The sequence below is a fragment of the Streptomyces sp. WAC05292 genome (assembly GCF_003949955.1).
GTDB classification, from domain to species: domain Bacteria; phylum Actinomycetota; class Actinomycetes; order Streptomycetales; family Streptomycetaceae; genus Streptomyces; species Streptomyces globosus.
Genome location: NZ_RPSE01000179.1, coordinates 1 through 11,802 on the forward strand (window position 1 = coordinate 1; position 11,802 = coordinate 11,802).

An 11,802-nucleotide genomic window follows, 5' to 3' on the forward strand; every position below is an offset into this window, starting at 1 on the left:
GTTCTACGGCACGAGCGAGGAGTGCTACGCCGCGGGCGCCCACGAAGACGCACCCGTGCTCGCCGACGATCTCGGCGCCCGCGGCGTAGCACTCCTCGCTCGTGCCGTAGAACCCGACGAGCACCGGTCCGGCCGTCGCCTCCGCCGCCGTGGCGGCCGTGCCGGTGGCGACGCCCCCGGTCAGCAGCGCGGCCGTCAGCGCGGCAGCGGTCGTCCACGTCCTGATGCGCATGTGCCCCTCCTCCGTCGTCCCCGCACCGGGCCGACCGCCGCGGCGCGGGCCTGTCCGAAGACAGCCTTCACGTGGAGAAACGTAGGCGCGGGGTGCTGCCGGCCGGCACCCGTCACAACAGGCAGGTACCGGCCGCGCCCGGTCAGTGGTCGCGCCGTGCGCCGTGCTCCAGCTGGTGGGCCCGGTCCGGGAGCGCACCGCCCAGGGGCTCCGGCGGTGCCTCCCCGTCGGGGCCGGTCGTGGCGAGGGGGACGCCCAGGCTCTGGCACATGCGGTGGACGCGGGCCAGCGCGCCGAAGGTCATGGGGGAGGGGTGGTGCGACGGCAGCCGGACCTCCACCCGTCCGGGGCGGTGGGCATGCACCAGCGCCTCGATCTCCAGGGCGGCCGCCGCCCGGTTGCCGACGTCCAGCTCCCGCGGGATACGCACGTACAGGACGCCTTCAGCGAGTTGGTGGGTGATGACCACGGTCTGCCTCCCGCCCACCGGGCTCCGGACACTCCGCCGGAGCCGCGACGGCTGGTTACCAGTCTGGGCCCTGGGCCGCACCCGTGCGAACCCGTACCACCGGACGCCTGGCGCCCCGGAAGCAGCTACCGGCCGCGCCAGGCGTACTTCCCGGGCCGCACCTCGATGCGGTACTGGACCTCCTGCACGGCGGCACGGGCCTCCAGCCAGCAGCCGTACAGCGTCGCCTCCCGCTCGCCGGCCACCCCGTTCATGATCCGGTCGCGGGTCGCGTGCATCCGGTCGCTGCTCAGGTTCGCGACCCACGCCACGTACTCCTCCAGGCTCCGGCCCTCCTCGCGGGCCGCGGCCTCCAGGACCTCCCGGTGGTGGGGGAGGATGTTGCCGAGGCGCTCCATGCGCACCCGCCGGCGGCAGGTCTCCCCGTTGCCCATCGGTTCGACGGTCCAGCCGTCGTCGCCGGCGTCCCGGCGCTGGAACAGCGGCATGCCCGTCCCTCCCCGGCGGCGGCCGTCCGCCGCAGCCCGCTCCGGCGGCCCGGTCCCGCGTGCACCGGCACGGCGCGCTCCGGTCGGGGCCCCACCGCCTCTGCCCCAGGGTGGCACCGGGCGGCCCGGCGGGGAAGGGCCCCGCACGCGGGACCCCCACGGCCCGATCCGGCTCCCCGGGATCCTCGGCTCCGGCGACGAACCGTGCTAGCCTGGTCACGTTGCAGTTTTGGCACCCCATGGATTTGTGTGCGCCCGACGTTATGCGATGGGCGCACTTTTTGTTTTCCGGCACCTCCGGATGGGCTCATTTCAGCGACGGGGCCGCGCACGGTGTGCGACCCAAAAACTCCCAGAAGGAGAACTCATGGCTACCGGTACCGTGAAGTGGTTCAACGCTGAAAAGGGCTTCGGCTTCATCGAGCAGGACGGCGGCGGCCCGGACGTCTTCGCCCACTACTCGAACATCGTCGCCAACGGCTTCCGCGAGCTCCAGGAAGGCCAGCGCGTGAACTTCGACGTCACGGCCGGCCAGAAGGGCCCGCAGGCGGAGAACATCACCTCGGCCTGACCCGAGTCTGATGCCGCACGGCGCGGTCCGTCCCCACCGGGGACGGACCGCGCCGTCGTTTTCACCCGGTGATCCCGGGTACCCCGGGATCACCGGTCAGCCGGTGACGGCCCACCCCAGCGGACCGCCGGGGCTGGTCCGGCCCTCGCAGCACTGGCCACCCGCACCCGTCTGTTCAGGGGGGTCCGCGTCAGGACGACGGGTCGGTGAGGATCGCCGGATCCGACATACCGGGCGCCCCGGTCTCGACCTTCCCCGCGAAACGCCGCAGGAAGTCCGCCGTACCGGACGCGGTGACCGTCACGTCGTACCAGCGGCGGCTGCCCAGCAGGGACACGGTGTGCGTGACCGTGGCGCCCCGCGCGACCGTGAGGCGCTGCGGGCTTCCGCCGTAGGCGCCGGCGACGGTGAGGACGGCCGTCGCGTCTCCGTGGTTGGTGCAGGTGAGGTCCAGGTCGCCGGTGGCGGCGTTGTGGCGGGCGGTGACCTCGGGCCCGGGGATCTTCCCGGGGTTGCGGAAGCCGCGTACGAAGCCGTTGGGGCCGTGCACCGTCAGGTCGGTGATCCCGCCGGAGTACCGGGTGTTCCAGGTGTCCGAGATCGACGCGCCGGCCGCCGTCGTGTACGTCCAGGGGGCGTCGGTGCGGTTCCCGGAGGTGACGAGGAACTGCGCGCCCAGCGCCGGCCCGCCGCTGAACGTCAGCCGGAACCTCCCCTCCGCGGTGAGCGCCGTGCCGTCCACGTACGGGGCGTACCCCAGCGGGCGGGTTGGCCGTGAGCCCCTCTCCTGGCGCGGCATGCTGCCCACTGCGGGGGCGGGGGCCGGGAAGTCGGGATGCCGCTCGCGGTCCTGCGGCTCCCAGGCCGCCGTGTCGGGCAGCGGGACGGCGCCGGTGTCGCTGCGGGCGAAGTCGAAGGCCGAGGTCAGGTCGCCGCAGACGGCGCGGCGCCACGGCGAGATGTTCGGCTCGTGGACGCCGAAGCGCTTCTCCATGAAGCGGATGATGGAGGTGTGGTCGAAGGTCTCGGAGCAGGAGTAGCCGCCGGTGCTCCACGGGGAGACGACGAGCATCGGCACGCGCGGGCCGAGGCCGTACGGCCCGGCCGCGTAGCCGGGCTTGCCGGGGAAGACGTCCAGGGCGGTCGGCACCGTGGACAGGCCCTGCCCGGCGCCGGCCGGGGCGTACGGCGGGACGACGTGGTCGAAGAAGCCGTCGTTCTCGTCGTAGGTGATGAAGAGGGCGGTACGGGCCCACACGTCCGGGTTGGAGGTGAGCGCGTCGAGGACCTGCGCGATGTACCAGGCGCCGTAGTTGGACGGCCAGTTGGAGTGCTCGCTGAAGGCCTCGGGGGCCGCGATCCAGGAGACCTGCGGCAGCCTGCCGGCCTTCACGTCCGCCCGCAGCCGGTCGAAGTAGCCCTCGCCCGCCTTGGCGTCGGTGCCGGTGCGGGCCTTCTCGTGGAGCGGGCTGCCGGGCTGCGCGTTGCGGTAGGCGTTGAAGTACAGGAGCGAGTTGTCGCCGTAGTTGCCCCGGTAGGCGTCGTTGATCCAGCCCCAGTGGCCGGCCGCGTCGAGGCCGTCGCCGATGTCCTGGTAGACCTTCCAGGAGATCCCGGCCGCCTCCAGCCGCTCCGGGTAGGTCGTCCATCCGTACCCGAGCTCGGCGTTGTCGAGGACGGGTCCGCCGCCCTTGCCGTCGTTGCCGGTGTGGCCGGACCACAGGTAGTAGCGGTTGGGGTCGGTGGAGCCGATGAACGAGCAGTGGTAGGCGTCGCAGACGGTGAACGCGTCGGCGAGGGCGTAGTGGAACGGGATGTCCTCACGGGTCAGGTACGCCATCGTCGTGGGCGTCTTGGCCGGCACCCAGTTGTCGTACCTGCCCTTGTTGAAGGCGCTCTGGCCGCCCGCCCAGTCGTGGTTGAGGCCCTGCAGGAACTCCATGCCGAGGTCGTCGGACGGCGGCCGGAAGGGCAGCGTCACCTTGCCCGTCCTGTCGGCCTGGTGCCAGACGGATTTGCCGCTCGGGAGGGTCACCGGGCGCGGGTCGCCGAAGCCGCGCACGCCGCGCAGCCTGCCGAAGTAGTGGTCGAAGGAACGGTTCTCCTGCATGAGGACGACGATGTGCTCGACATCGGCGAGGGTGCCGGTGGCGCCCTGCGCCGGGATGGCGGCGGCGCGCGCGATGCTCTCGCCGAGCGCGCCCAGGGCGGCGGCGCCGCCGGTGAGTTGGAGGAACCGGCGGCGGTTGAGTTCTGCCATGGCGGACGACCTCTGCGGGTAGGGGGCGGGGGACCGGCCCCCAGGACAGCGGGCGCCGACGATCACGGACGACACGGTGGGGCGGCCGAGCAGCCAGTTGAGCGCGACCTGCGGGATCGTCCTGCCGGTCTCCTGCGCGATCGCGTCGAGCTCGTCGACGACGTCGTGGAGGAGTTCGTCGTCGACGGGCGGGCCGTAGTCCGCGGTCGCGTGCAGCCGGCTCCCTTCCGGCAGCGGCCGGCCGCGCCGTACCCTGCCGGTGAGCCGGCCCCAGCCGAGCGGGCTCCACACGAGGGCGCCGACGCCCTGGTCGTGGCCCAGCGGCATCAGCTCCCACTCGTAGTCCCGGCCGATGAGCGAGTAGTAGACCTGGTGGGCGGAGTAGCGGGGGAAGCCGTGGCGATCGGCCGCGGACAGGGACTTCATCAGCTGCCAGCCCGCGAAGTTGGAGACGCCGACGTGGCGGATCTTCCCCGCGCGCACCAGGGTGTCGAGTGCCGACAGCACCTCCTCGACCGGGGTGGCCGCGTCGAAGGCATGCAGCTGGAAGAGGTCGATCCGGTCGGTGCCGAGCCGGCGCAGGGCGTCCTCGGTGGACCGGATCAGGCGGGCCCGGGAGGTGCCGGCGTCGCCTGGCCCGTCGCCCATCGGCAGCCCGGCCTTGGTGGACAGCAGCACCCGGTCGCGCCGGCCCTTCACCGCCGCGCCCAGGACGGACTCCGAGGCGCCGGCCGAGTACACGTCGGCCGTGTCGAAGAGCGTGATGCCGGCGTCGATGCAGATGTCGACCATGCGGCGCGCCTCGCGGACGCCGGTGTCGCCCCACGCCCCGAAGAGGGGCCCTTCGCCGCCGAAGGTGCCGGCGCCGAAACTCAGGACCGGGACGGTGAGACCGGATGTGCCGAGCTGCCTGTACTCCATGACGAGCCCCCTCGTGAACGATGCACGGATACGACTTAAGGGGACTGTGGACCCCTTAAGCTGACCCCACCGTAACAGTGGAAGCGTATTAATGGAACTGGAGGCCCGTTATGGCGTCTGATGGTGAGAGCACGGAGCCGGGCACCCTGCGGCCGGGCGGCCGGACGGCCCGGGTGCGGGCGGCGGTCCTGGACGCCGCGGGCGACCTGCTCGCCGAAGGGGGCTTCGACCGGCTCGACCTGGCCGAGGTGGCCCGGCGCGCCGAAGTCGGCAAGACCACCGTCTACCGCAGGTGGGGCACGCCCTCCGGGCTCGTCGCCGACCTCCTCGGCGACATGGCCGAGCAGTCCGCGCCCCGCACCGAGACGGGCTCCCTCGACGGCGACCTCCTCGCCAACGCCGACCTGGTCCGCCGCACCCTCGCCGACCCGCGCCAGGGCCCGCTGTTCCGGGCCGTGATCGCGGCCGCCGGTACGGACCCGCGGGCCGCCGAGGCCCTGCACCGCTTCTACACCGTCCGCGTCGCCGAGTGGGCGCCCTGCGTCCGCCAGGCCGTCGCCCGCGGCGAACTCCCGCCCGGCACGGACGCGGAGGAGGTCGTCCGCAGCGTCTCCGCGCCCCTCTACTACCGGCTGCTGACGACCGGCACGCCCCCGGACGCCGCCGCGGCCGAACGCGCCGCCCGCGCCGCCGCGGCCGCCGCCCGCGCGGGCGTCTTCACCGCGGCGGGGCCGGAACCCGCCGGGGGCTGACGGTCAGGCGTACAGGAACACGGCGTCGAACCACACCAGGTCGTCCGCCTCGTGCAGGAGGAACCGCCCGTCGGCCCGGTCGCCGCCGGCTGCGACCGGCTGGGCCGGGTCCCGGGCCAGGACCGTGAGGTCGTACGCCGGGCTCGCCCGCCACCCCGCCCGGTCGGGCACGTGCCGCGCGAGCGGGGCCGGGACGTCGCCGGCCAAGGCCACCGTCTCGAAGGGCTCGCCGGCCGGGGCCGCCGCCAGGGCGGCCGCCACCGCACCGGGCGCCGGCCGGGCCACCCCGACGAGCCGGATCCGCGCGTCCGGCCCGGGTACGGACGCCCGCCTGCCCGCCGCGTCCAGGTCGTAGCCGAGCCAGTGCGCGTCGGACAGCGGGCCCAGGGCCGCGAACCGCTTGTGTAGCGGCCCGACGTCGGTCCGTACGCGGAGGCGGTCCTCGTCCGGCCGGAGCCCGGCGCAGCCCGCAGTACCCGTCAACGGGGCCAGCGCGACGCCGCCGAGGAGGGCCAGGATTCCGCGGCGCCCTGTCCGCCCGTCCCGCATTCCGCCCACGGTGCCCCCCTGCACATCCACGCGCCCGATCCCCCCGCCGCGCTGCGGCCGCGCGGTCGGGGACACCGGGGAGACGCGCCGGGCCGCCCGGGCGGGTCCGCGCCGCCGCCCCCGGCCCCGCCGGAGCGGCCCGGCGGGCCGGCCGTCAGGGCGCGGGGGTGAAGACGTCCGCCGACGCGTCGCCGAGGACCAGCCCGTTGTCGAAGCGGACCCGCACCGTCACCCGCCGCCGGTCCTGCTGCCAGGCGGCCCACGCCGGTTCCAGGGCCGCGACCTGCTCCTCGGCCTGCCGGCGGCTCGCCGGCGGCATATGGGCGCCGAAGCTGTCGAGCAGGGACGTGAGCCGCTCGTACTCCCGCGCCTCGGGGCCCTGCTCCCGGACGTGCTCGTCCACGCGCTCGACGGTCCCCTCGCAGCCCGCGGCCAGCGACAGGAACCCGGCGGCGGCACCCGCCTCGACCGCGGAGCCGCCGGCCGCGGTGACGGAACCCGCCAGCCTGAGATCCGCTGCCAGCCTGACCCGCAGGCCCTCTTCGAGTTCCACCGCTCCCGTACCCCTCCGGTCCTCGGGGCCGCCGCCCCACCCGGCGCGCCCGCGCCGGAACCCGGCCATTATCCGGGGCGGCGGACGGTCCGGGTGTACGCCAGCCGGTGCCGACACGACCCCGACAGTCGTATATTCCACAACCCGCAGGGGGCAAATGCTACTGATGTACCGCAAACGCACCGCACTCAGGAGGTATGCAATGCGTGCACGTCTTCTCCGTTTCACCGTCGTGCTGGGTGCCGCCGCGGCCCTCGGCCTCGGCGGAGCCGCGGCGGCCGCCGCCGACGGCGTCGGCAACTCGGGCATCGGGAACTCCGGTGTCGGCAATTCGGGCATCGCCAACTGGGGCGTCGGGAACTCCGGCATCGCCAACCTGGGCGTGGGCAACTCCGGCCTGGCCAACGAGGGCGTCGGCAACTCCGGCCTCGGCAACTCCGGCGTCGGCAGCTCCGGTCTCGGCAACACGGGCGTCGGCAGCTCCGGCATCGGCAACTAGCGGCACGCTTCCGGGGGCTCGCCGGCTGCCCGACCGCGGCGGTTCCCGATCCCGATGACGACCTCCGGTGCGGTGGCGGCACCAGCCCACCACCGCATGCGGGGGCATCCTCCTGCCTGCGCACGGCCGGCGCCCGCGGGGGAGCGGCGCGGGGACGCTCAGTGAGCCGAGAACCCGCCGTCCACGAAGATCGCCTGACCGGTGATGTAGCCGGACGACCGGCCGGCGAGGAACACCGCCGCACCGGCGAAGTCCTCGGCCAGGCCGTTCCGTCCGACCAGCGTCCGCCGGGCCAGCGCCGCAACCGTCTCCTCGTCGGACGACAGCCGCGTGTTGAGCGGGGTCAGGACGAAGCCGGGCACCAGCGCGTTGCACGTGACCCCGTGCGGCGACCAGGCCTCGGCCTGCGAACGGGCCAGCGATTCGAGCGCCCCCTTCGACACCCCGTAGGCGCCGCTCTGCACGAACGCCCGGTGCGCCTGCTGCGAGCTGATGTGGATGATCCGCCCGAAGCCCCGCTCCGCCATGCCGGGCCCGAACCGCTGCCCCAGCAGGTAGGGCGCCTCCAGGTTCACCGCCATCGTGGCGTCCCACACGGCGTCGTCCAACTCGCCCATCGGCGGCCGCAGGTTGATCCCCGCGCTGTTCACGAGGATGTCCGGCTCGCCGAACACCCCAGCCGCCTCCTCGGCCGCCGCGCGCACCCCCTCACGCGTTCCGAGATCGGCCCTCACCCACGCCGCCCGGCAGCCGTCCGCCGCCAACTCATCCACAGTGGAAGCCAGTTCGGCTTCCCTGCGCGCCACGATGACGACGCCGGCCCCGGCCCGGGCGAGAGCGCCGGCGACGGCCCGTCCGATGCCGGAGCTCCCGCCGGTCACCACGGCGACCAGGCCGTCCAGCGAGAACAGTTCCGCGAGGTGGCGCTGTGAGGTCATGCCCGCAGCATAGGAGGCACCGCCGCGGCCGCGCACCGCTCGGCCGCGGCGCGGTACGGCCATGACGGGGCAGCCCGAGTGGCGCAGCAGGTCGGCGGTGGTCGACACGAGCCGTATACGGTGGCCGTGCCGCGGGCCACCGGGGACGAGCAGGGCGGCGTCGCGGGCCGCGGGCAGCAGCGCAGCCGGGGCGGCGGTCGGCGGCACCTGCACCCGGACGGCCGGCCCCGGCCAGCGCCGCCGCAGCAGGGCCGCCTCGCCCTCCAGCAGCCGCCGCTCGGCCGCCAGGACACCCTCCTGGCTCTGCTGACCCGGCGGGGCGAGACCGGGCGGAAGGGTCTGCGGCCGCAGATCGGCCTCGCCGTCCCGCACCAGCGCCTCGACGGCGACGCCGGGGAAGCCCGCCCGGACCTCCTCGGCCCGGGCGGCCAGCCGCTCCCGCGCCCCCTCCGCGCCGGCGGACCCGGCCATGGCGTGCAGCAGGATCAGGTGCAGGACGAGACCAGGGCGGCCTGCGACGCCGCCGTCGAGCTGTACGCGTCCCTGTTCGCGCACCGGCTCGAAACGCGGCCGCTCACGCGGGCCGTGCTCGGCGCCTTCGCCGAGCTCGTCCGCGCGACGGGGAACCCGCGGACGGCCGACGCCGGATGCGGCCCGGGCACCTGACGGCCCTGCTCCACGGCCTGGGGCCCGACGCGTTCGGGTCGACCTCTCCCCGGCCATGGGCGCCCGTGCCCGGAAGGCACATCCGCAGCCGAGGTTCGGCGAGGGGCGGATGGAGGCCCTTCAGGTCGCGGACCGCGCGCTCGGCGGCGTGCTGTCCCACTACTCGATGATCCACACGCCGCCCGCGGAGCTGCCCTCGCCCCGGGGGGTCTGCCGCCGGTCTCCTTCTGGGCGACCGGCGGGCCGGAGCCGGTCCGCTTCGACCACAAGGTGGCGCCCGCCCACGGCCGGCCGGCCGACCGCTTCGCCGCGCAGCCGGAAGGCGCCGGCCTCGTCCCCTTCGCCGGGCTGGTCCACGACCCCGCCTCCGAGCGGGGCTTCCTAGACGCCCACCTGCCGGCCCGCGCCGGCACCCCTTCGGCAACGGCAGCGCCCGAGGAGGCGACGTGCCGGGAGAGAAGGACCTCCGCACCCTGCTCGCTTCGATGAGCCCGCAGCTCAACGGGGGAGAGTACGTGTTCGCGCCCGGCGGGCGAGGCGCCGGCGGGTGTCCGCCCGGTGACACGGTCCGGGAAGAGGAAGGGCTGACCCCGGTACTGCCCCGTGCGGACGCCGACCGGCTGGGACTCGCCCACGACCACGTCGCCGCGTGGACCCCCCCTGCACGTGCAGTCCGCCCCGGACGCGGTGGGCCTGACCGCCGCCTTCGCGACGGCCCCGGCCTCGGCGGGCCTGAGCTGCGACGTCATGGCCGGCTGCCACCACGGCCGCCTTCGTGCCGCACGGCGGGGCAGCACGCGCACTCGCCGTCCTGGCGGACCTCGACGGCCGACCGGCCCCGTCCCGCCGCAGAACGGTACGGGGCCTGCCGGGACGCCCGATTCCGGCGACACTGGAGCACACGTCGGGGCCGCCGTCCCGGTGGCCCCGAGGGGCCGCCGACGCCGACGGCGCGGACGGCCGCGACGCCCACCGGCAGGACCGGGTCCGCAGCCTCGGGACCCGCACGCAGAGAGCGGTCCCCGCGATGCCCGATCCCGACGCCTCCCTCCTGGCCCCGGTGCTCGTCGCCGCCGCCCTGGTGATCCGTACCGCGGTGGTGGAGATGCGGCAGCCGGGCAGTGCCCGCCGCACCTGGGCCTTCACCGGCAGCCCCCGGGCCATGGCGGCCGGCGCGACCGTCACCGCGGCCGTCCTGCTGACCGGCGCCGGCCGCAACGGCTGGACCGCCGTGGCCTGGGCCGTGCTGGCCGGCGCCCTCACCGCCCACCTCACCGGCAGCGACCCGCGGACCTCCGCCGACCCCGAGGCGTCCGCCGGCAGCGGCCCGGCCGCGACAGCACGCCGGATCGGTGCGGTCGCCGCGGCGGTCGGCACACCGCTGGCCGTGGCCGCGGCGGCCCTCTACACCCTCCCCGCCACCGGCTTCCCCGTCCTCGCCATCGGCCTGGCGTTGCTGCTCACCGGACTGGTCCTGGCCGCGGGCGGCCGCCGCTGACGGCTCCCGGGGCGGGCCGCGGCCGGCGTCCGCCCGGGTCAGGAAGGCAGGGCCATCAGCAGCAGCGGCGGGGTGGTCGGGTGGGGCGAGCCGCCGACAGGTTCGAGGCTGAGACCGACCGCAGTCGCGTCGGCCGGGTCGCCGCTGAGCCGGACGGTTCCGTCGCCGGAGATGAAACCGGCGGGGCGCATGGTGCCGTCGTGGTCGAGCCACAACTGGTACGTCTTGCCGGCGGCGGGCGCCGGAAGGTTGCCGGCGGTGAAGACGGCCCGGTTCTGCCGGTCGGAGGCCACCACCGTGGTCAGGGCCCCGTTGGCGGCCCGGCCGTGCACGGTCCGGGCGTCGGGCGCCGCGAGGACGGAACTGACGTCGTCCAGACGCTGCTCGGCCTGCACGGCCCGCTGCCGCAGCTCCTCGCCCTGCCGGACCTGCCACACGGCCAGGCCGGCAAGCGACGCGGCGGCGGCCAGACTGGCGGCCAGGGCGAGCGGCAGGGCCCTGCGGCGGACGGCGCCGCCGCGGGCGGTGGCGTGCGCGGCCGCGGGCACCCGCGGAGGCAGCTGCCGCACACCGTCGATCGCGTCCATGACCGCCTGCTTGCCCGCCGCGGGCGGCGGCTGGGAGACGGCGGCGGCCAGGCGCGCCGCGGTGGCCCGGAACTCCGCGACCTCCTGCCGGCACGACGCGCACTCCTGCAGGTGGCTTTCGAACACCGCCTCTTCGCCGGGGTCGAGGGCGTCGAGCGCGTAGGCGGCCGCAAGGGTGTGGGCATCGGATGCGTGGTGTTTCATGTGGTCACCCCCATGCAGTCGCGGAGCCGGATGAGCCCGTCGCGCATGCGTGTCTTGATGGTGGGAAGCGGTGTGCGCAGGGCTTCGGCGACTTCACGGTAGGTCAGCCCCCGGTAGTAGGCCAGGTCCACGGCCTGGCGCTGGAGCTCGGTCAGGCCGCGCAGGCAGCGGCGTACCTGCTCGCTCTCCAGCCGCGTCTCCACCTGCTCGGCGACCTCGTCGAAGGCGGTCTGGTGCTCCCGGGCGGCCTGGGTGTGCTCGCGGTCCGCGGCCGCCTGGGCGGAGCGGACCCGGTCCACCGCGCGGCGGTGCGCGATCGTCGCGGCCCAGGTGGTCACGCTCCCGGCGTCGGGCCGGTAGCGGGCGGCCTGCCGCCACAGGTCGATCATGACCTCCTGGGCGACCTCCTCCGACTGCGCACGGTCGCGTACGACCCTGACGACGATCCCGTGCACCAGGGGTGCGAGGGCGTCGTAGAGCGCGGCGAAGGCCTGTTTGTCGCCTTGGGCGACCTGCTGCATCAGCTCGGCTGGGTCGGCCCCGCCCGGGGTGGGGCCCGCGCCGGAGGGGAGCGGTTGGTTCACCGTCCGGGCTCCGGCCGGAGTGAGGAGGGGG

General features: G+C 75.2%; 14 protein-coding genes and 3 pseudogenes. 6 read left to right on the forward strand and 11 right to left on the reverse strand.

What is annotated here, in order from left to right; all coding sequences use genetic code 11:
- The 3 genes from EF903_RS34155 to EF903_RS19080 form a co-directional block, all read right to left on the reverse strand.
- Positions 1-232 (reverse strand): hypothetical protein (locus EF903_RS34155; protein ID WP_221888754.1); only part of this gene is annotated, 232 nt, incomplete at its 3' end.
- A gap of 142 nt (positions 233-374) precedes the next feature.
- Positions 375-701, reverse strand: coding sequence for a hypothetical protein (locus EF903_RS19075; protein WP_185902723.1), 327 nt, complete (start codon positions 699-701; stop codon positions 375-377).
- A 125-nt stretch (positions 702-826) separates the two neighbouring features.
- Positions 827-1,189, reverse strand: coding sequence for a hypothetical protein (locus EF903_RS19080; RefSeq protein WP_125544769.1), 363 nt, complete (start codon positions 1,187-1,189; stop codon positions 827-829).
- Positions 1,190-1,556: 367 nt separating this feature from the next.
- On the opposite strand from EF903_RS19080, the gene EF903_RS19085 reads away from it, so the two are divergent.
- Entirely contained in the window at positions 1,557-1,760 is a 204-nt protein-coding gene (locus tag EF903_RS19085; RefSeq protein WP_125544771.1) for a cold-shock protein, read from the forward strand.
- A 190-nt stretch (positions 1,761-1,950) separates the two neighbouring features.
- Here the strand turns inward: EF903_RS19085 and EF903_RS19090 are convergent, their stop codons facing one another.
- Both EF903_RS19090 and EF903_RS35300 read right to left on the reverse strand, forming a co-directional pair.
- Positions 1,951-4,020: a phosphocholine-specific phospholipase C gene (locus EF903_RS19090; protein WP_260615597.1), complete on the reverse strand. Its 2,070-nt coding sequence runs from the start codon at positions 4,018-4,020 to the stop codon at positions 1,951-1,953.
- Between the two features lie 60 nt (positions 4,021-4,080).
- Positions 4,081-4,941, reverse strand: a pseudogene (locus EF903_RS35300) (aldo/keto reductase); the annotation flags it as partial.
- Between the two features lie 110 nt (positions 4,942-5,051).
- On the opposite strand from EF903_RS35300, the gene EF903_RS19095 reads away from it, so the two are divergent.
- Positions 5,052-5,693, forward strand: coding sequence for a TetR/AcrR family transcriptional regulator (locus EF903_RS19095; RefSeq protein WP_125544775.1), 642 nt, complete (start codon positions 5,052-5,054; stop codon positions 5,691-5,693).
- 3 nt (positions 5,694-5,696) lie between these two features.
- Here EF903_RS19095 and EF903_RS19100 read toward each other — a convergent pair whose 3' ends face one another.
- The gene (locus EF903_RS19100) at positions 5,697-6,272 is read right to left on the reverse strand and encodes a hypothetical protein (RefSeq protein WP_125544777.1); all 576 of its coding nucleotides are present in this window, start codon (positions 6,270-6,272) and stop codon (positions 5,697-5,699) included.
- 124 nt (positions 6,273-6,396) lie between these two features.
- A complete protein-coding gene (locus tag EF903_RS19105; RefSeq protein ID WP_125544779.1) occupies positions 6,397-6,795 on the reverse strand; it encodes a hypothetical protein in 399 nt (132 codons plus the stop codon).
- A 202-nt stretch (positions 6,796-6,997) separates the two neighbouring features.
- On the opposite strand from EF903_RS19105, the gene EF903_RS19110 reads away from it, so the two are divergent.
- A complete protein-coding gene (locus tag EF903_RS19110; RefSeq protein WP_125544781.1) occupies positions 6,998-7,294 on the forward strand; it encodes a pentapeptide repeat-containing protein in 297 nt (98 codons plus the stop codon).
- 158 nt (positions 7,295-7,452) lie between these two features.
- On the opposite strand, the gene EF903_RS34160 is transcribed toward EF903_RS19110, so the two are convergent.
- Both EF903_RS34160 and EF903_RS36125 read right to left on the reverse strand, forming a co-directional pair.
- Positions 7,453-8,232 (reverse strand): SDR family NAD(P)-dependent oxidoreductase, encoded by a 780-nt coding sequence (locus EF903_RS34160; protein ID WP_185902724.1) that lies wholly within the window; start codon positions 8,230-8,232, stop codon positions 7,453-7,455.
- 63 nt (positions 8,233-8,295) lie between these two features.
- Positions 8,296-8,703 (reverse strand): annotated as a pseudogene (locus EF903_RS36125) (hypothetical protein); the annotation flags it as partial.
- Positions 8,704-8,721: 18 nt separating this feature from the next.
- Between EF903_RS36125 and EF903_RS19120 the strand changes: the two are divergent.
- The 3 genes and pseudogenes from EF903_RS19120 (at position 8,722) to EF903_RS35310 (ending at position 10,396) form a co-directional block, all read left to right on the forward strand.
- Positions 8,722-9,387: pseudogene (locus EF903_RS19120) on the forward strand (class I SAM-dependent methyltransferase).
- On the forward strand, positions 9,384-9,983 hold the full coding sequence (locus EF903_RS35305; RefSeq protein ID WP_260615598.1) for an ACT domain-containing protein: 600 nt from the start codon (positions 9,384-9,386) through the stop codon (positions 9,981-9,983). The pseudogene EF903_RS19120 and the gene EF903_RS35305 overlap by 4 nt, the downstream one beginning before the upstream one ends.
- Entirely contained in the window at positions 9,926-10,396 is a 471-nt protein-coding gene (locus EF903_RS35310) for a hypothetical protein (RefSeq protein WP_185902725.1), read from the forward strand. Before EF903_RS35305 ends, EF903_RS35310 begins: the two co-directional genes overlap by 58 nt.
- Positions 10,397-10,434: 38 nt before the next feature.
- Here the strand turns inward: EF903_RS35310 and EF903_RS19130 are convergent, their stop codons facing one another.
- Positions 10,435-11,187, reverse strand: a complete 753-nt coding sequence (locus tag EF903_RS19130; RefSeq protein ID WP_125544785.1) for an anti-sigma factor — start codon at positions 11,185-11,187, stop codon at positions 10,435-10,437.
- Positions 11,184-11,771, reverse strand: coding sequence for an ECF RNA polymerase sigma factor SigK (gene sigK, locus EF903_RS19135; protein ID WP_125544787.1), 588 nt, complete (start codon positions 11,769-11,771; stop codon positions 11,184-11,186). The genes EF903_RS19130 and sigK overlap by 4 nt, the downstream gene beginning before the upstream one ends.
- Positions 11,772-11,802 lie beyond the last annotated feature (31 nt).

Excerpts from the sequence above, each read along its gene's own strand:
- EF903_RS19130 (WP_125544785.1), bottom strand. The coding sequence starts at position 11,187 with ATGAAACACCACGCATCCGATGCCCACACCCTTGCGGCCGCCTACGCG.
- EF903_RS34160 (WP_185902724.1), bottom strand. The coding sequence starts at position 8,232 with ATGACCTCACAGCGCCACCTCGCGGAACTGTTCTCGCTGGACGGCCTG.
- EF903_RS19085 (WP_125544771.1), top strand. The coding sequence starts at position 1,557 with ATGGCTACCGGTACCGTGAAGTGGTTCAACGCTGAAAAGGGCTTCGGC.
- EF903_RS19080 (WP_125544769.1), bottom strand. The coding sequence starts at position 1,189 with ATGCCGCTGTTCCAGCGCCGGGACGCCGGCGACGACGGCTGGACCGTC.
- EF903_RS19110 (WP_125544781.1), top strand. The coding sequence starts at position 6,998 with ATGCGTGCACGTCTTCTCCGTTTCACCGTCGTGCTGGGTGCCGCCGCG.
- EF903_RS35310 (WP_185902725.1), top strand. The coding sequence starts at position 9,926 with ATGCCCGATCCCGACGCCTCCCTCCTGGCCCCGGTGCTCGTCGCCGCC.
- EF903_RS35305 (WP_260615598.1), top strand. The coding sequence starts at position 9,384 with ATGAGCCCGCAGCTCAACGGGGGAGAGTACGTGTTCGCGCCCGGCGGG.
- EF903_RS19095 (WP_125544775.1), top strand. The coding sequence starts at position 5,052 with ATGGCGTCTGATGGTGAGAGCACGGAGCCGGGCACCCTGCGGCCGGGC.
- EF903_RS19090 (WP_260615597.1), bottom strand. The coding sequence starts at position 4,020 with ATGGCAGAACTCAACCGCCGCCGGTTCCTCCAACTCACCGGCGGCGCC.